We start from the raw sequence: 16,479 nt of genomic DNA on the forward strand, positions 1-16,479 counted from the left end.
TGTCACCTACCAGGTCGGGGAGGCGTTGTGCGGCTCCGGCGGGCTCTCAGGGCCAGTTGCAGGGCGAGTCGGGTGTCCGCGGCGGCCAGGGAGACGCCGAGCAGACGCTCGACCTTGGCCAGCCGCTGGGTGACGGTGTTGCGGTGAAGGTTCAGGGCACGGGCTGTTTGGGCTGTGGAGCAGGCCCGCTCGAGGTAGCTCTCCAAGGTGCGTAGCGTGTCTTCGTCGTCCAGTAGAGGTCCGAGGACCTGGTGGGCTGCCTCGGTGAAGAGTTGCGATCCGTACCAGCCGACGAGCAACTGTGACGCCCCCAGGTCCTGGACGGCGCGGACCGACGTCTCGCGCGGATCAGGGCCGGCGGACTGCGCTGCTTCCCGCGCCTCGCGCAGGGTTCTCCCGAGGCCCTCGGCGTTCGACTGCGGGGAACCCACGCCGACGACCACGGCCCGGCCGGCTTCTCGGTCCCGGAGGGTGTCGAGCCGGGCGCGGACTTCCTGCATCGCCCGCCGGACCACCTCGGGATTCGGCGGCTCCATCCAGTCGAGCCAGGCGGCCCAGCCGTTGCTGCGGGCCACCAAGCCTTGGAGATCGATCCCGTCGCGCCGGATCTCGGCCGCCGCCTCCTCGATCTCCCAAAGCTCCGCGGGTTTGCCGGCCTGGACGCAGATGTGGAACCCGACGTGCCAACCCGCGAGGACCCAGCCCAGCTCCGCCGCGGCTGCGGCCAGGCCCGGCGACGCGGTGCCGCGGTGGGTGAGGTCGTCCAGGACGAGACTCCGGGTGCGGGCCTTGCGTTCCGCCGCTATGCGTTCCCTCGTGATCCAGGCGACCAGGTCGCCGCGGATCAGCGCCAGGACGTCACGGGCCAAGGAAGGCCACAACGGCCCGGCCGCTTCGCGTTCCGCGATCAGCCAGACCGGTTCCGGGGTCAGAACGACGGGCATGATGGCTGCTCTGCGACCGTCATACTCCAAGGTGTCTGGTCGGGTCCACTTCTCCAGGGTGGTGCGAGGCAATCGAAGGTCCTGATGACCGAGACGGACCCTGGTGGTGTCCACCAGGGCGACCTTGGCGTCAAGTTCGTCGGCCGCCACCCGGAGTAGGTTCGTCGGATCGGAGTCTGCCGTCCCCAGCGCGCCGGCGACGCGGAGGAGTACGCCGCTCTCGCCGAGCCGGTGATCTCGCACCGCGAGTTCCAGCTGGACAGCGAGGGCCAGTCCGGACAGCTCGGGGTCGTGCAGGACCACCGGTGTCCGCAGTCGTGCCGCCACTCGCGGTATCGATGCGGGAACCGGCCCGGGCGGACTCGGTGCGATCACGCCGACGGCGCCGACGGACGCAGTACGCCGTACGAGCAGCTCGATCAGGTGGTCCCAGCGAGCGGCCTGCCCGTTGACGACCAGGATGACCACGGAGCTCGGCGCCAGTTCGGTGCTCAGGGCCGTGTGCGCCTCCACCGTGATCACCGATCGGACCAGGCGGTCCGGTGCGGTCTCGGTCGCCAGGACGGTGGCGGTTCCGAAGGTGGGCAAGGCCAGCAGGTCGGCGAGCCGGACCGGACGTGGATCGCTCATGCGACGCTCCCGATGCCTGGGTGGAGGCCGTAGTCGGCGAGACCTGCCGGTGCCGGCCCGCCGTCTCCGGTGACGGGACCCGCGAGGACGAGCAACTCCAGACGCTGACCGGTTCTCAGCTCCTCAGCGAGCACTGGAAGGCGCGTCCGGACATCGAGCAGGGTGATGATGTCGGGGACGCACGCGACCTGCTCTCCGTCCAGGGTTGCCAGCACGTACTCCTCCCGGAAGTCGATGCGGAGCGTCTGACCCGGGTCCACGTGACCTTCCATCGTCGCCACGCCCTGGCCGCTCCGGGCGCGTAGTAGCTCGATGACCGTGCCGGCGAACTGCGGAGCGGTATGAAGACCGAGGAGGCCGGCCGCATTCGTGGACCTGGTCTTCTTGAGGATGCGGCCCAACTCGAGGGCGCGACTGATGGATCCGCGGACGAGACCTCGCGAAGCGCTGACCTCGCCGCCATACAGGCAGATCGCCGACCAGGTTCCGAGCGAAGGCAGCAGGCGTCGTACCGCGCCCTCGACGTCGGTATCGCTGAGCCCGTCCAGGACGACCGTCGCGCCGCGCGACTCGGCCAGTGCCGCGGGCGCGGCGGGAACCTGTCCGGCGAGCACTGTCATGTCCAATCGGGGGAAGGCGCGTCCCATCCCGTCGGCGTCCACGACCGGCAGCCCCAGATGGGCCGCCACGTTGACTCCCAGGATGCCGTTGACGCCACCGATCTCCAGCGGGCATACAGCATCGAGGCGCACACCTGCGTGCCTCTCCCACGCACGGACCGCGGTGACGAACTCTTGGTTGCCAGGCAGTCGTTCCAGCATGACCGTGGGCGAGCCGACGGCGCCCACGAGCGCAGTCCGGGCGCCCGGGCGCAGAGCGTCGAGCGCCACGACCTCGACAGCCCCCAGTTCCAACGTCTGGCTGAGGAGTTCGGCCGCTCCGCTGACCTGCCCACCGCCGCCGGAACCCAGGACGGCGCATCCCAGACTCAGGTTCGGTACGTCGCTCAAGGTCACGCGAGAAACCGCCATAAGGCCAAGGTAACTCGTCAATATGCCTCTATAGACCCGCGAATCAGGGCGTTTTGCACATATCCGAGAGGTTGTTGCCCCCAAGACCGACTCCTAACGTGGCCGGCATCACGCGGTGTGAGCCGCCTTTCCAGTGGAGACGCACATGACTCACGGACACACGCTCGACACCCCGGGCGCATCCCCTGAAGAATCCCCGTCGCTGGTGGGTCACGACGATTACGCCTTCTCCCGGGTACCCGCCTCGGCGCGCTACTCCTGGTGGTCGGTCGCGGTCCAGCGATTCGGCCAGCTCTCGGCTCTGGCGCAGTTCTTCCTGGCGGCCAGCATCGGTGTCGGGATGGGTTTCTGGGACGCGATGCTCGCGATCCTGATCGGGTCCGTGCTGCTGGAAGTGGTCACGATCTTCCTCGGTATGGCCGCTGTCCGGGAGGGATTGTCCACGTCGGTGTTGGCCCGCTGGACCGGATTCGGATGCAAGGGCTCGACCCTGGTCGGTTTGGGACTGGCGCTGAGCCTGACCGGATGGTTCGCGGTCCAGAACGAGGTGTTCGCCGAGGGCCTGCATGTGGTCTTCCCAGCCGTGCCGGTGTGGCTGCTCTGTGTGCTGGGGGGAGTCGCGGTCACCTTGATCGTCGTGTACGGATTCGCCAGCATGACCTGGGTCGCCTATGTCACCGTGCCGGCGTTTCTCCTGCTGGCGACCTGGTCGATGGTGTCGGAGTTGCGCCACCACTCGCTGTCGAGCCTCATCAACGCGCCGCCGGCGGGGACCGAGATCTCGCTCGCGGTCGGCACCACCATCGTCGCCGGCGGGTTCATCGTCGGTGCGATCTTCACCCCCGACATGGCGCGCTACAACAGGAGCACCGCCGACGTCGTCAAGCAGACCGTCGTCGGTGTGACGTTCGGCGAGTTCTACGTCGGAGTGGCCGGCGTTCTGCTGGCCCACGCGGTCAAGGCGAGCGCCTCCTCCGACGCCGGACTGGTCATCGGCATCATCCAGTCCACGTCCGGCACCCTGGGCGTGCTGATCCTGGTGGCTTCGATCCTGAAGATCAACGATTGGAACCTCTATCCCTCGTCGCTCGGCCTGGTGAACGCGGCGCAGGGCCTGTTCGGCAAGAACCTCAACCGGGCCGTGGCCGCGGTCGCCCTCGGACTGATCGGGTCGGTGCTGTCCGCCCTGAGCTTCGCCGACCATTTCCAGGCCTACTTGGTCGAGCTGGGCATCCTCTTCCCGCCGATCGCCGGGATCATGGTCGCCGACTACTTCGTCCTGCGGACATGGCGGGCCGAGCTGGACGAGTCCCGGGCCCGGAACGCGCTTCCGACGACAGTTCCCGACTGGGTGCCGGCCGGACTCGTCGCCTGGGCGGTGGCATACGCGTTCGGCAAGTACTCGTCGGAGAATCCCGAGTTCCTGGCCGCGATCAACGTCCCGGCCGTCTCGTCGCTCCTGGTCGCCTTCGCGCTGCACATCGGTCTCGGGAAGCTCGGCCTGGCCCGGGGCATCCGCATCCGTCCGACCGAGAAGGGCTGACAGTTCATGCACATCGGCATCGACGTGGGCGGCACCAACACCGACGCCGTCCTGATGGACGGGCGCACGGTCCGCGCCGCGACCAAGCAGGCGACCTCGCCGGACGTGACCGCGGGCGTGGTCGAGGCGCTCCGGGTCCTGCTGGCAGGCAGCGGGGTCGGCACCGACGACATCGCCGCGGTGGCCATCGGCACCACGCACTTCACCAACGCGGTGATCGAACGGCGGGGGCTCGCGCCGACGGCGGCGATCCGGCTGGGCATGCCGGCCGCCGCCGGCGTGCCGCCGATGGCCGGCTGGCCCAAGGATCTCAGGATGGCCCTGGGCGACCGCGCCTACATGTGCCGCGGCGGACACGAGTTCGACGGACGGCGGATCTCCGACCTCGAGCCCGACGAACTGAAGCGGATTGCGCAGGACCTGGCCTCGAACGACATCACCTCGGTCGCGGTGACCTCGGTGTTCTCACCGGCGACGGCGGAGATGGAGTTGGAGGCGGCGCAGATCCTGACCTCGGAACTGCCGCAGCTCCGGGTCTCGTTGTCGCACGAGATCGGCCGGCTCGGGCTCCTCGAACGGGAGAACGCCACGATCATCAACGCGGCGCTGCTCTCGATCGCCGACCGGGTGACCTCGGCGTTCCAGCAGGCGCTCGCGTCCACTTCCATCGACTCGCTGCTGTACCTGTCCCAGAACGACGGCACCTTGATGGACGTCGACTTCGTCCGCCGCTACCCGGTCGCGACCTTCGCGGCCGGCCCGACCAACTCGATGCGCGGCGCGGCGCTCCTCACCGGCCTGAAGGACTGCATCGTCGTCGACGTCGGGGGCACCACGACCGATGTCGGCGCGGTGACCCGGGGTTTCCCGCGGCCCGCCACGACGGCTGTCGACATCGGCGGGGTCCGGACCAACTTCCGGATGCCCGACGTCGTGTCGATCGGGATCGGCGGCGGCAGCGTCGTGTCGTTCGATCCCACCGTGGCGGTCGGACCGGAGAGCGTCGGCTATCGGCTGCGTGAAGAGTCCCGGGTCTTCGGCGGGCGTTCGCTGACGGCGACCGACATCGCGGTGGCCGGAGGACTGGCCGATCTCGGTGACCCCGAGGCCGTGGCCGACCTGGATCCCCGGCAGGTCTCGGCGGCGCTCGCGCAGGTGAGCCGGAGAGTCGGCGATCTCGCGAACACCATGCGTACGACGCCGGAGCCGGTGCCGCTGGTCCTGGTCGGCGGCGGCAGCATCCTGCTCCTGGACGAGGTTCCCGGATTCGAGACGGTCATCCGTCCCGATGACTACGCCGTGGCCAACGCCATCGGCGCCGCCATCGCTCAGGTCAGCGGCGAGGTCGACCACATCTACGCCGGAGACACGAAGGACCGGACCTCGATGTTGCGCGAGGCGCAGGACGAGGCGGTCGCACGCGCCGTCACGGCCGGCGCGGACCCGGCCACCGTGGCGGTCGTGGAGGTCGACGAACTTCCGATCGCCTATCTGCCCGGTGACGCGGTCCGGGTGCGGGTGAAGGCCGTAGGAGATCTGATGCTGGACGGAGGACGCAGGTGGAGTTGATCGAAGCGGCAGACGTAACGGTGATCGCCCGTGGCGCCGCGATCCTGGGGGCCGGTGGTGGTGGCGACCCCTGGCTGGGATCGCTGATGGCTCAGCACGCGATCGAGCGCCATGGTCCGGTGCGGCTCGTACCTCCCGGCGAGCTTCAGGACGACGCGTTCGTTCTGCCGGTCGCGCTGATGGGCGCGCCGACGGTGATCGTGGAGAAGGCGCCGGCCGGGGACGAGTTCCGGCGCGCGTTCGCGAGCTTGGAGCAGTACCGCGGCCGCGCCGTCTCCCACGTCGGATGCCTCGAGGTCGGCGGCCTGAACTCGATGGTCCCGATCGTCAGCGCGGCGATGACCGGGCTGCCCCTGGTCGATGCCGACGGCATGGGACGAGCCTTTCCGGAGCTGCAGATGGTTCTGCTGACGGTCGACGGGATCTCGTGCTCGCCGATGGCGCTGGCCGACGAGAAGGGCAACGCCCTGCTGTTGACAGCCGTGGACAACGAGTGGGCCGAGCGGATCGCCAGGTCGGCGACGGTCGAGATGGGCTGCTCGGCGACGATCGCCCTCTATCCGCTGAATGGCAGGGAAGCGCGCGAATCGCTGGTCCCGCACACGCTGACACTTGCCCGGGACCTCGGCCTGCTGGTCGAGCAGACCAGAGCGGCACACGAGGACGCGGCCGAGGCCGTCGCGGCTCACGCCCGCGGTCGAGTGCTCGCACGAGGGACAGTGGTCGATGTCCAGCGGCGTACTGTCGCAGGCTTCGCGCGGGGGTCGGCGATCATCGAGGGGTTCGACGAGTGGGCCGGCAGCCGGCTCGAGCTGGACTTCCAGAACGAGCATCTGGTGGCCCGCCTGGATGGGGAGCTGGTCGCGAGTGTGCCCGACCTCATCTGTGTGCTCGATGCGGAGAACGGCGAACCGCTCACCACCGAGTCGCTGCGGTTCGGCTACCGCGTCGCCGTACTCGCCCTTCCCTGTCACGAGCGTTGGCGCACCGCGGCGGCGTTGGAGCTGGTCGGGCCGAGAAAGTTCGGGTACGACCACGACTACCGGCCGGTGGCGCCATGACGGCCCAGCGGGCCCGGCTGTCCTTCGACATGGTCCAGGCCGGCGGTCATGATCGCACCTGGGTCGCCTGCGCTGTCGCGGAGATCATGGCGGACCAGAATCGGTCCGCGGACACCCATCTGATCAAGCTGCCGGTGGCCGGCGGGGTGGACCTGTACCTCAAGGACGAGTCCACCCATCCGACCGGAAGCCTCAAGCATCGGCTGGCCCGCTCGTTGCTGCTGTATCACCTGTGCGCCGGGGCCATCGGTCCCGGTACGACGGTGGTCGAGGCGTCGAGTGGCTCGACAGCTGTCAGCGAAGCCCACTTCGCACGCCTGATCGGTGTTCCGTTCGTGGCCGTCATGACCCGGGGGACCAGTTCGTCCAAGGTCCGGCTGATCGAGGCGCAGGGTGGTACGTGCCGCTTCGTCGATCGGGCCGAGCAGGTGTACGACGAGGCGGCTCGTCTCGCGAACGAGTGCGGCGGACTCTACGTCGACCAGTTCACGTACGCCGAGAGAGCCACCGATTGGCGCGGCAACAACAACATCGCCGAGTCGATCTTCGAGCAATTGAGCCTCGAGAGGCATCCGGAGCCGCACTGGATCGTGGTCGGCGCCGGCACCGGTGGCACCTCGGCCACGATCGGGCGGTACCTCCGGTACCGGGGCGCGTCCACTCGGCTGGCGGTGGTGGATCCCGAGGGATCGGTCTTCTTCGACCGGTACGCCGGAATCGGCGGCGCCTCGGCCGCCGGATCGCGGATCGAGGGCATCGGGCGACCGCGGATGGAGCCCAGCTTCCTGCCGGCGGTCGTCGATCGGATGATGCGGATTCCCGACCCCGCGTCGATCGCCGCGATGCGGATGCTCACCGAGGAACTCGGCCTGAACGTCGGACCATCGACCGGCACCAACTTCTGTGGCGCCCTCGCGCTGGCGTCGGAACTGCGAGCCGCGGGTGAGACGGGCAGCATCGTCAGCCTCATCTGCGACAGCAGCGATCGCTACACCGCTACCTATCTCGACCCCGACTGGCTGCGCGGGCAAGGCTGGGACATCCGGCCGTACGAGTCGATGCTCGCGCAAGCCTGGAGCGACGGGTTCGGTGCTACGGGGAGTCCTCACCCGACGGCCGCCAGCTGTCTGGCCGGTACCGAGGACGTGCAGGAACACTCGACGAAGGAGACCACACATGTCGGCGGATGAGCTTCAGCGCTGGAAGCAATGGTGCGCGGATCGGACCCGGTCGGTGACCTCGACCCCGGGGAATCTGACCCTCGTCTCCTATCAGGCGCTCGGCGACCAGTGGGCGCCGATCGAGGGTGCGGTCGAGGCGTCGGCGCGGGTGGCTGACGGCGAGGGGATCTGGTTGCGTACGCCGGAGGGCTACGGCGTGACGGTGGACGGCGAGCCGGTTGCGGGGGAGGTCTTCGTCGGGCGGCTGCGGGCCGGCACCGGCCCCGTGGTTCGCCGGGAGCACTTCGCGTACGAGGTTTTCAGCCTCGACGGGTCCGATTACGAGCTGCGGGTGTACGACGAGTATTCCGATGCCTTGGACAACTTCGGCGGCATCGAGGTGTACGACTATGCCCCGGAGTTTCTGCTGACGGGGGAGTTCCACGCCTACGGCGCGACGGACGCGGTGCCGTGGGCCTTCACCCGCTCGGTCGACACCGGTCATGTCAAGCAGGTGCCGGGAACGGTCATGGTGAGCATCAGCGGCGTCCGCCACGAGCTGGTCGCGTTCCTCGACGGCTCGGAGCTGGTGATCGTGTTCGCCGACGCGACCACCGGCGCGGAGTCCTACGCACCGGGCCGGTTCCTCCGCACTCAGGTCACCGGTGATCGATCGAGTGTCTCGGTCGACTTCAATCGTGCCTTCATTCCTCCCTGCGGCTTCTCCGACTTCTACAGCTGCCCCATCCCACCGCCGCAGAACAAGCTGGCCCTGGCAGTCCGCGCCGGCGAACGCCGCGTCTGCTGGCAGAGGCCGAGGTACTGAGATGACGACCGAAGTCCGCGAGGTCATCATCATCGGCTCCGGGCCGGCCGGTTACACCGCGGCGCTGTACGCCGCTCGCGCGAACCTCCGGCCGCTGGTGTTCGAAGGATCCGTCACCGCCGGCGGAGCGCTGATGAACACCACGGAGGTGGAGAACTTTCCCGGTTTCCGCGACGGCATCGTGGGGCCGAAGCTGATGGACGAGCTGCGCGCCCAGGCGCAGCGGTTCGGCGCCGAACTGGTGGCGGACGATGTGACCGATGTCGAGTTGACCGGCGACCTGAAGGTCGTCACGACCGCCACCGACACGTCTCAGGCGCTGTCGGTGATCCTCGCGACCGGCTCGGGCTACCGCAGGATCGGGCTCCCCGGCGAGGCGGAGTTGTCCGGTCGCGGGGTGTCCTGGTGCGCGACGTGTGACGGGTTCTTCTTCCGCGACCAGGAGATCGCTGTCGTCGGCGGGGGAGACTCAGCGGTCGAGGAGGCGACGTTCCTGACCAGGTTCGCTCGCAAGGTCTACCTGATTCACCGGCGCGATGAGTTGCGTGCCTCCAAGATCATGCAGGCACGGGCCTTCGCCGATCCGAAGCTGGAACTGATCTGGAACGCCGAGCTCGTAGAGATCCGCGGCCGAGACAGACTGGAAGGCGTGATGCTGGGTGACACCGAGACCGGCGAGACCCGGCCGCTGGACGTCAGTGGGCTGTTCATTGCCATCGGCCACGATCCGCGCTCGGAGCTGTTGACGGGCCAGGTCGAGCTGGACGAGGAGAACTACGTACAGGTCACTCACCCGACCACCCACACCAACCTGGACGGCGTCTTCGCGTGCGGGGATCTGGTCGATCGCCGTTACCGCCAGGCAGTGACGGCCGCCGGCACAGGGTGTGCCGCTGCCCTGGATGTGGAGCGCTACCTCGCGGCGTCGCAGCAACGAGCCGAGAACCCGAGGAGCGTCCAATGATTCCTGTCACCGATGCCGAGTTCAGTACGCGGGTCCTGCAGGCCCGCAAGCCGGTCCTCGTGGACTTCTGGGCGCAGTGGTGCGGCCCGTGCCGCAAACTGGCACCACTTCTCGAGGAGATCGCCGCGGAGTACGCCGGGACGCTCGAGGTTCTCTCGATGAACATCGAGGAGAACCCGGCCACCGCGGACGCCTACGCGGTCAGCAGTGTGCCGACCATTCACGTGTTCAGGGACGGTGAGGTGCTGAAGAGTTTGCACGGTGTGAGCTCGAAGAACGCCTTGCTGCAGGAGCTGAACGAGTTGCTCTCCTGATCGACCGGCGCCGGACGATCTCGACTTTCATTCGCGGTCCGCCGGGTCGGGTTTGGACGCCTCGCTCTGGGGACCGATGACCTGATGCTCCGCGCGGGTCGCGTGAACTTTCACGCCGACCAGCGAGGCGACAAGGGTCACGATCAGGACGCCGGCGATCACACTCAAGGACAGACCGGTGCTGATCTGGGCAACCTCGACTGGCCGTCCATCGTTGAGTAGCGGCAGGTTGTTCTCGTGCAGCGCGTGCAGGATGAGCTTGACGCCGATGAAGCCCAGGATGCCGGCCAGGCCGTAGGACAGGTAGATGAGACGGTCGAGGAGGCCGTCGATGAGGAAGTACAGCTGCCGTAGCCCCAGCAGGGAGAACGCGGTGGCGGTGAATACGATGAACACGCTCTGGGTCAGACCGAAGATCGCCGGAATGGAGTCCAGCGCGAACAGCACGTCCGTTCCGCCGATGGCGACCATGACCAGCAGCATCGGCGTCATCACTCGGCGGCCCTGGACGCTGGTGAACAGCTTGTCGCCGTCGTAGGTCTCCGAGGTCCGCAAGAACTTCTTGGCGAGGCGGACCGTGACGTTGTCCGCGGAGCGGCCGTTCGCATCGTCGGACTTGAGCAGCCGGCCGGCGGTGACGAGCAGGATCAGCCCGAAGACGTAGAACACGAAGGCGTAGGAGTTGACCAGCGCGGCGCCCAGAAGGATGAAGCCAGTCCGCGCGACCAGCGAGAACGTGATTCCGAACAGGAGCGCCTTCTGCTGGTCGGGACGGGGCACCTTGAAGCTGGCCATGATGATGAGGAACACGAAGAGGTTGTCGACCGACAACGCCTTCTCGGTGAGGTAGCTGGCGAAGTACTCGCTGCCCATCCCGGCGCCGCCGAAGAGCCAGACGCCGGCCCCGAACACGACGGCGATACCCACATAGAAGGCCGACCAGCCGGCGGCCTCGCCGAGGGTGGGAGTGTGCGCCGTGCGCACGTGGAAGAAGAAGTCGAACAGCAGCAGGGCGACGATGGCGGTGATCGTCAGTACCCAGACAAGGCGGGGGACATCCATCACACGTCGGCCGCCGGCATCGGCGCGTCGTGGTGGTGGTAGCGGGCCAGTTGCTCAGCGGTCACGCGCTTGAGTGCGGCGGCAGGGAAGGGGGCGAGCAGTTGCCACCCGAGTTCCAGCGTGTCGGTCAAGCTGCGCCGCCGCGGGCCTTGGTCGAGGTAGCTGCCTTCGAATGCCTCGGCGAACTCGAGATAGCGACGGTCGTCTGCGGGCAGGCCGCTCTCGCCGACGATCGACATCAGGCGGCGGACCTCTCGGCCGCGCGCGTAGCAAGCGTAGAGCTGGTCGGCCAGGCCGCGATGGTCGTCGCGCGTTTTCCCGGCGCCGATGCCTGCGTTCATCAGGCGTGACAGTGACGGCAGTACGTCGATCGGCGGGTCGATCCCTTGGCGGTCGAGGTCGCGGGCCAGCACGATCTGGCCTTCGGTGATGTAGCCGGTGAGGTCGGGGATCGGGTGGGTGATGTCGTCGTCGGGCATGGTGAGGATCATCAACTGGGTCAGCGACCCGGTGCCGCCGCGGACCCGGCCGGCCCGCTCGTACAGTGATGCCAGGTCGGTGTACATGTAGCCGGGGTAGCCGCGGCGACCGGGCATCTCTTCCCGTGCCGCGGAGATCTCTCGCAGCGCTTCGCAGTAGGCGGTCATGTCGGTCATCACGACCAGGACGTGCCGGTGCTGCTCGAAGGCCAGGTATTCGGCCATGGTCAACGCGACCCGTGGGGTCAGGAGCCGCTCGATGGTGGGGTCGTCGGCCAGGTTGAGCAGCAAGACGCTGCGGGCGGCGGCGCCTCCGGTGAGGAACTCGGCGCGGAAGAACTCGGCTTCTCGGCGGGTGACGCCCATGGCGGCGAAGATGACGACGACTTCGGTGTCGTCGCCGGGCACCCGTGCCTGGGCCGCGATCCGTGCCGCGAGGCTGTTCGCGGGGAGCCCGGCGCCGGAGAAGATCGGCAGTTTCTGGCCGCGCACCAGCGTTGTCAGTCCGTCGATCGAGGACACCCCCGTTTCGATGAACTGGTCCGGGTGCGCGCGGGTGATCGGGTTGAGTGGCAGGCCGTTGACGTGGCGGTAGGTGTCCGGCACGGGGTCCGGGCCGCCGTCGCGGGGCCGTCCGGCGCCGTCGAGGACCCGTCCGAAGTAGTCGGCGCCCACCCCGGTGGCGGCGGCGCGGCCGCGGGTAAGGACAGAGGTTTCGTGGCGGCCGATGCCGACGGTTCCGCCGAAGACCTGAACGACGGCCAGGGAGCCGTCGAGCTCGAGCACCTGACCTTCGCGGATCGGCCCGCCGCCGCTGTCGATCTCGACCAGTTCGCCGTACCCGACGCCTTCCATGCCTGCGACGAGGAGCAGCGGCCCGGCGACCCTGGTCACCCCGCGGTGTCCGATGGTGAAGGGGGAGTGGGCCGCGGCGGTGGTCATAGCGAGCTCATTTCTTCGGCGATCCGCTGGGTCAGAGCGGTGGCGGGTTCGTCGACGTTGTCCAGCGGCCAGCGGCGCATCCGGCCGAGGTCGGCCAGCACGGTTGCGCTGGTGATGGCGGTGATGGCGGTGCCGCGCTGCAGTGCGGCGCTCATCGCGGCACCGGCGGCGTGCACGACGCGGAGCATGGCCAGCAGCCGGGCGGGCGGGCAGGACGCGTCGAGGTCGTCGAACGAGGACTGCTGAAGCAGGTCCTCCCGCAGAGCTTGACCAACGCGCAGAGTGATTCTCTGCTCCGCGGCCAGCGCTTCGACGCCGAGCAGCGACACCACTTCTTGCAGGTCTCCTTCATCTTGCAGGGTCGCCGCGGCCCAGTGCCGCAGCTGTGACCAGTCGTCTGCCACCTCGCGGTCGAACCATTCGTCCAGGCCGTACTGGGAGAAGCTGCGCAGCCAGTTCACGGCGGGGAAGTGCCGCTGCCGCGACAGGGCGGTGTCGAGGGCCCAGAAAGAGCCGGCGAGCCGCAGGCTGTTTTGGGTGATGGGTTCGGAGAAGTCACCACCGGCCGGTGAGACGGCGCCGACGATCGTCACCGATCCGGTGCGCTGCGGTGTGCCGAGGCACTGAACGGCGCCGGCGCGTTCGTAGAAGCCGGCCAACCGGGATGCCAGGTAGGCGGGGTAGCCGTCCTCGGCCGGCATCTCCTCCAGCCGGCTCGACACCTCCCGCAGTGCTTCACCCCAGCGGCTGGTCGAGTCGGCCATCATGGCGACGTCGTAGCCCTGGTCGCGGTAGTACTCGGCGATGGTGATGCCGGTGTAGATGCTGGCCTCGCGGGCTGCGACCGGCATGTTGGACGTGTTCGCGATCAACACGGTGCGGTCCATCAGCGGTGCACCGGTGCGCGGATCGGTCAGCCGCGGGAACTGTTCGAGCACCTCGGTCAGTTCGTTGCCGCGCTCGCCGCAGCCGACATAGACGACGACGTCGGCCGTCGAGAACTTCGCCAGGGCCTGTTCCAGCACGGTTTTGCCGGTGCCGAACCCGCCCGGGATGATGGCGCTGCCACCGCGGGCGACGGGGAACAGCAGGTCGAGGATCCGCTGGCCGGTGATCAACGGCACGGTGAGCGGCAGCCGGTTCGCGACCGGGCGGGCGTGGCGCAGCGGCCACCGGCGCATCATCGGCAGCGGATGACCGTCGATGTCGACGACGGCATCGAGAACGGTGGCGGGACCGGCGTGGATCGCTGTGACGATGCCCGACAGGTCGGCCGGCACCAGGACCCGGTGTTCGATGGCGTGTCCTTCCGGCGCCGATCCGAGCAGATCACCGGGCCCCACCCGGTCACCGACCTCGACGGCAGGCCGGAAGTGCCAGCGTCGGCCGCGGTCGAGGCGGGGTGGCTCGGCGCCCCGGGCGATGTACAGGTTTCCGTCCGTGCTCAGAGTCTCCAGCGGCCGTTGGGTGCCGTCGAGGATGCCGCCGAGCAGCCCCGGCCCCAGTTCGGCGTACAAGGGCTCTCCGGTTGCCTCGACCGGTTCTCCGACCTGCAGGCCGGTGGTATCTTCGAACACCTGCATCACCACCAGGTCGCCGTCGATCTTGATGACCTCACCCAGGAGCCGTTCGGTGCCGACCCGCACCACGTCGAACAGGCGGGTGTGCGGCAGGTCGGTCGCACTGACCACCGGACCAGAGATCTTGACCACCCGGCCGATGTCGGTGGCAACCTGCCGGGCCGGTGCGGAGCCTCGCCGCGGCGCCGGCCCGGTGGAGTGTTCAGTTCTGGTCATGGCGTACCTCCGCTGGGCGTGAAGGTGATCTGGTAGCCGATCGCGCGGGCCAGTAGGTCGCGCAGCGCGGCGTCCCTGGCCGCGGAGACCTCGCCGTCCTCGTCGGGGAGACTGAGGATGAGTGGCGAGGCCTGCCTGGTCCAGGCCGCACGGGTCACCAGGGGGACCTGTGACCACAGCGATCCGTCGACGGCGATGACGCCGGCCCCGCCGTCCTCGATCGCCTGATCGACCGCGGCAACGGTCTGGTCGGCGTCGACAGCGGTGATGGTGCGTGCGCCGCCGAGACGAAACCCCGTCGCCGTGGCCGGTGTGGCAACAACCAGCGCATCGGTCATCGGCCGCGGTTCGCTTCCCGGACCCGGAGTCATCGCAGCAACAGATCTCGTGTGTCGTAGGCATGGACTGCGCCGGCGAGCAGCAATCGGACGGTGCGTGCCTCGCATTCGGCGGCGAGGACGTAGCCGACGGGCACGTCCGCGCCGAGCGGGTCGCCGCGTCGGAGGTCTCGCAGGGCCTGGCGCCACAGTGCTACCCGCAGGTTCCATTCGAGAGCGGGCAGGTCCCCGTCGCGGGAATGCCGGTCGAGGGCTCGCCGCCAGCTGGGGCGCTCGGCCACCACCGGCGACAGGTCGCCCCGGCGTGCGGCCAGCAACGCGGGCTCGCCGACCAGGCCGGGCGGAAGGAGCCGCGGTGCCTCGGCCGTCGAGCCGCGCAGCACCGCGAGCAGATTGGCGATGTCGCATTCCGTGTGGATCAGCGCCAGGACGGGCCGAGCGGGGCGGTCGACCTGTTCGAGCCGGGTGGTCCAGCCGCCGATCGCGGCCGCAGCGACCGTGGTCTCGAACTCGTCGGGGTCTCCGTTCAGCTCGTAGCGCCCCCATGCCGTCGGCAGCGCCTGAGAGGTCAGGGGATCCGGCAGCCGGTGAGCGGACAACCGCAGTACCGCCGTGGCGCCGTCATTGGCCGCCGCGACGTCGGCCGCGGCCCGCTGGTCGAGGGCACCGACGCCCATCACGGCAGCGACCCGGTCGGCGGCGGGCTGCCGTGTGCGTGCGCCGCGCAGCAGCGCGAGAGTGTCGTGCAAGTCGTGGCGGGCCAGCAGCACCGCCACCACGCTGCCGGCGGTGCCGCCGTAGAGTCCCCGTACTCCGCGCAGCAGGTCTCGTAGGCGGCGGCCGACGGCGTCGAGGACGCGCCGGTCGTCCAGGTCGCGACTCAGGTACGGGCGGTAGATCGACGCGGTCAGGCGTTGGCCGGCCGCTTGGGGGGACAGACCGGCGAGCTGGGCGTAGTCGAAGGCGTCGAGCAGGCCGGGTAGCCGCGCCCGCAGCCGGGTGTTGCCGGCGACGAAGTCGGCGCGGGCGGTCATGACCCTTGTTCCCAGGAACGGCTCAGGTCGGCCCGGATCCCCGGCCACAGGTTGGCCAGCCTGGTGGCGTAGGTGTTGTCGATGTAGCGGCCCTGGTCGTCCTCGGCGATGACGCCGCTGGTCCCGAGGTCGGTGACCAGGTGCGTCGCCACGCCTGGCTGCAGTGCCATCGCGTCGGCTGGGTGGACGCGCAGTGTCGAGGCGTGCGGCAGCGCGGCGAGTGCCTCGTCGGCACAGGCCATCGCGGCCTTTGCGCCTTCCGGACTGCCCGGCAGCGCAAGCAATCGCTGGTGAACCCGTCCGAGGACCTCGGCGAGCGCGTCGTCCCTTGCGGTCCGGACCGCCCGTCGGGCGCCCGAGCGCGCCGCGATCAACAGGCTCTGCGCCTCCTGGCGGGCGCTGGTCTCGGCCGCCGCAACAGCGTCCGCCTGGATTCTCGTGCCTCGTTCACGAGCGTCGGAGAGGATCTGGGCTGCCTGCCGGCGTCTGGCCTGTTGGGCCTTCTGGTGGTCTGCTGCTCCCTCCTCCTCGAGTGCGGTCAGCAAATCGCGCAGCGCCATCACTTGCCGCCGAGCAGCAAGATGATCATCGCGGCGACGGCGAACCCGAGGATGACCAGCGTCTCCGGGATGGCCACGAGCAGGATCGCGCGGCCGGTCAGCTCAGGTTTCTCCGCTACGGCGCCCATCGCCGCGGCTCCGATCCGCGCCTGGGCGTAGCCGGTGGCCAAGGCGGACAGACCGACAGCGAGGCCGGCGGCTAGAGCGATCAGTCCGAGTTCCATGA

At 69.0% G+C, this 16,479-nt stretch carries 16 protein-coding genes; 7 read left to right on the forward strand and 9 right to left on the reverse strand.

Going from position 1 to position 16,479, the window contains the following annotated elements:
- Positions 1 to 2: 2 nt before the first annotated feature.
- Together ABD255_RS01725 and ABD255_RS01730 are read right to left on the reverse strand one after the other, a co-directional pair.
- On the reverse strand, positions 3 to 1,574 hold the full coding sequence (locus ABD255_RS01725; protein WP_344208982.1) for a helix-turn-helix domain-containing protein: 1,572 nt from the start codon (positions 1,572 to 1,574) through the stop codon (positions 3 to 5).
- Positions 1,571 to 2,605, reverse strand: coding sequence for an S-methyl thiohydantoin desulfurase family protein (locus tag ABD255_RS01730; protein ID WP_344208983.1), 1,035 nt, complete (start codon positions 2,603 to 2,605; stop codon positions 1,571 to 1,573). The genes ABD255_RS01725 and ABD255_RS01730 overlap by 4 nt, the downstream gene beginning before the upstream one ends.
- Before the next feature lie 145 nt (positions 2,606 to 2,750).
- Between ABD255_RS01730 and ABD255_RS01735 the strand changes: the two genes are divergently transcribed.
- From ABD255_RS01735 to trxA, 7 genes are read left to right on the forward strand one after another with little or no spacing between them, the layout of a single operon-like run.
- Positions 2,751 to 4,148, forward strand: coding sequence for a purine-cytosine permease family protein (locus ABD255_RS01735; protein WP_344208984.1), 1,398 nt, complete (start codon positions 2,751 to 2,753; stop codon positions 4,146 to 4,148).
- A 6-nt stretch (positions 4,149 to 4,154) separates the two neighbouring features.
- On the forward strand, positions 4,155 to 5,717 hold the full coding sequence (locus tag ABD255_RS01740; RefSeq protein WP_344208985.1) for a hydantoinase/oxoprolinase N-terminal domain-containing protein: 1,563 nt from the start codon (positions 4,155 to 4,157) through the stop codon (positions 5,715 to 5,717).
- Positions 5,708 to 6,778 (forward strand): S-methyl thiohydantoin desulfurase family protein, encoded by a 1,071-nt coding sequence (locus ABD255_RS01745; protein WP_344208987.1) that lies wholly within the window; start codon positions 5,708 to 5,710, stop codon positions 6,776 to 6,778. The genes ABD255_RS01740 and ABD255_RS01745 overlap by 10 nt, the downstream gene beginning before the upstream one ends.
- Positions 6,775 to 7,968, forward strand: coding sequence for a PLP-dependent cysteine synthase family protein (locus ABD255_RS01750; RefSeq protein ID WP_344208988.1), 1,194 nt, complete (start codon positions 6,775 to 6,777; stop codon positions 7,966 to 7,968). Before ABD255_RS01745 ends, ABD255_RS01750 begins: the two co-directional genes overlap by 4 nt.
- Positions 7,955 to 8,764 (forward strand): DUF1684 domain-containing protein, encoded by an 810-nt coding sequence (locus ABD255_RS01755; RefSeq protein WP_344208989.1) that lies wholly within the window; start codon positions 7,955 to 7,957, stop codon positions 8,762 to 8,764. Before ABD255_RS01750 ends, ABD255_RS01755 begins: the two co-directional genes overlap by 14 nt.
- 1 nt (position 8,765) lies before the next feature.
- Positions 8,766 to 9,728 carry a thioredoxin-disulfide reductase gene (gene trxB / locus ABD255_RS01760; protein WP_344208990.1) on the forward strand — a complete coding sequence of 321 codons (963 nt, stop codon included), beginning with the start codon at positions 8,766 to 8,768 and terminating at the stop codon, positions 9,726 to 9,728.
- Positions 9,725 to 10,042 carry a thioredoxin gene (gene trxA / locus ABD255_RS01765; RefSeq protein ID WP_344208992.1) on the forward strand — a complete coding sequence of 106 codons (318 nt, stop codon included), beginning with the start codon at positions 9,725 to 9,727 and terminating at the stop codon, positions 10,040 to 10,042. Before trxB ends, trxA begins: the two co-directional genes overlap by 4 nt.
- Before the next feature lie 27 nt (positions 10,043 to 10,069).
- Here trxA and ABD255_RS01770 read toward each other — a convergent pair whose 3' ends face one another.
- The 7 genes from ABD255_RS01770 to ABD255_RS01800 are packed head-to-tail and all read right to left on the reverse strand — an operon-like array spanning position 10,070 to position 16,477.
- On the reverse strand, positions 10,070 to 11,104 hold the full coding sequence (locus ABD255_RS01770; RefSeq protein ID WP_344208993.1) for a TerC family protein: 1,035 nt from the start codon (positions 11,102 to 11,104) through the stop codon (positions 10,070 to 10,072).
- Positions 11,104 to 12,525 (reverse strand): V-type ATP synthase subunit B, encoded by a 1,422-nt coding sequence (locus ABD255_RS01775; RefSeq protein ID WP_344208995.1) that lies wholly within the window; start codon positions 12,523 to 12,525, stop codon positions 11,104 to 11,106. Before ABD255_RS01775 ends, ABD255_RS01770 begins: the two co-directional genes overlap by 1 nt.
- Entirely contained in the window at positions 12,522 to 14,321 is a 1,800-nt protein-coding gene (locus tag ABD255_RS01780) for a V-type ATP synthase subunit A (RefSeq protein ID WP_344208997.1), read from the reverse strand. Before ABD255_RS01780 ends, ABD255_RS01775 begins: the two co-directional genes overlap by 4 nt.
- Positions 14,318 to 14,659: a V-type ATP synthase subunit F gene (locus ABD255_RS01785; RefSeq protein WP_344208999.1), complete on the reverse strand. Its 342-nt coding sequence runs from the start codon at positions 14,657 to 14,659 to the stop codon at positions 14,318 to 14,320. Before ABD255_RS01785 ends, ABD255_RS01780 begins: the two co-directional genes overlap by 4 nt.
- Before the next feature lie 29 nt (positions 14,660 to 14,688).
- Complete coding sequence (locus tag ABD255_RS01790; RefSeq protein WP_344209001.1) at positions 14,689 to 15,693, reverse strand: V-type ATPase subunit; 1,005 nt, start codon at positions 15,691 to 15,693, stop codon at positions 14,689 to 14,691.
- On the reverse strand, positions 15,690 to 16,253 hold the full coding sequence (locus tag ABD255_RS01795) for a V-type ATP synthase subunit E (protein WP_344209002.1): 564 nt from the start codon (positions 16,251 to 16,253) through the stop codon (positions 15,690 to 15,692). Before ABD255_RS01795 ends, ABD255_RS01790 begins: the two co-directional genes overlap by 4 nt.
- Complete coding sequence (locus tag ABD255_RS01800; protein WP_132194926.1) at positions 16,253 to 16,477, reverse strand: ATPase; 225 nt, start codon at positions 16,475 to 16,477, stop codon at positions 16,253 to 16,255. The genes ABD255_RS01795 and ABD255_RS01800 overlap by 1 nt, the downstream gene beginning before the upstream one ends.
- Positions 16,478 to 16,479: the final 2 nt, after the last annotated feature.

The sequence above is a fragment of the Kribbella sancticallisti genome (genome assembly GCF_039530625.1).
GTDB classification, from domain to species: domain Bacteria; phylum Actinomycetota; class Actinomycetes; order Propionibacteriales; family Kribbellaceae; genus Kribbella; species Kribbella sancticallisti.

What these genes read in the sequence shown, in the direction of transcription:
- ABD255_RS01725 (WP_344208982.1), bottom strand. Translation starts at nt 1,574, where the DNA reads ATGAGCGATCCACGTCCGGTCCGGCTCGCCGACCTGCTGGCCTTGCCC.
- ABD255_RS01730 (WP_344208983.1), bottom strand. Translation starts at nt 2,605, where the DNA reads ATGGCGGTTTCTCGCGTGACCTTGAGCGACGTACCGAACCTGAGTCTG.
- ABD255_RS01735 (WP_344208984.1), top strand. Translation starts at nt 2,751, where the DNA reads ATGACTCACGGACACACGCTCGACACCCCGGGCGCATCCCCTGAAGAA.
- ABD255_RS01740 (WP_344208985.1), top strand. Translation starts at nt 4,155, where the DNA reads ATGCACATCGGCATCGACGTGGGCGGCACCAACACCGACGCCGTCCTG.
- ABD255_RS01750 (WP_344208988.1), top strand. Translation starts at nt 6,775, where the DNA reads ATGACGGCCCAGCGGGCCCGGCTGTCCTTCGACATGGTCCAGGCCGGC.
- ABD255_RS01755 (WP_344208989.1), top strand. Translation starts at nt 7,955, where the DNA reads ATGTCGGCGGATGAGCTTCAGCGCTGGAAGCAATGGTGCGCGGATCGG.
- trxB (WP_344208990.1), top strand. Translation starts at nt 8,766, where the DNA reads ATGACGACCGAAGTCCGCGAGGTCATCATCATCGGCTCCGGGCCGGCC.
- trxA (WP_344208992.1), top strand. Translation starts at nt 9,725, where the DNA reads ATGATTCCTGTCACCGATGCCGAGTTCAGTACGCGGGTCCTGCAGGCC.
- ABD255_RS01770 (WP_344208993.1), bottom strand. Translation starts at nt 11,104, where the DNA reads ATGGATGTCCCCCGCCTTGTCTGGGTACTGACGATCACCGCCATCGTC.
- ABD255_RS01775 (WP_344208995.1), bottom strand. Translation starts at nt 12,525, where the DNA reads ATGACCACCGCCGCGGCCCACTCCCCCTTCACCATCGGACACCGCGGG.
- ABD255_RS01780 (WP_344208997.1), bottom strand. Translation starts at nt 14,321, where the DNA reads ATGACCAGAACTGAACACTCCACCGGGCCGGCGCCGCGGCGAGGCTCC.
- ABD255_RS01785 (WP_344208999.1), bottom strand. Translation starts at nt 14,659, where the DNA reads ATGACCGATGCGCTGGTTGTTGCCACACCGGCCACGGCGACGGGGTTT.
- ABD255_RS01790 (WP_344209001.1), bottom strand. Translation starts at nt 15,693, where the DNA reads ATGACCGCCCGCGCCGACTTCGTCGCCGGCAACACCCGGCTGCGGGCG.
- ABD255_RS01795 (WP_344209002.1), bottom strand. Translation starts at nt 16,253, where the DNA reads ATGGCGCTGCGCGATTTGCTGACCGCACTCGAGGAGGAGGGAGCAGCA.
- ABD255_RS01800 (WP_132194926.1), bottom strand. Translation starts at nt 16,477, where the DNA reads ATGGAACTCGGACTGATCGCTCTAGCCGCCGGCCTCGCTGTCGGTCTG.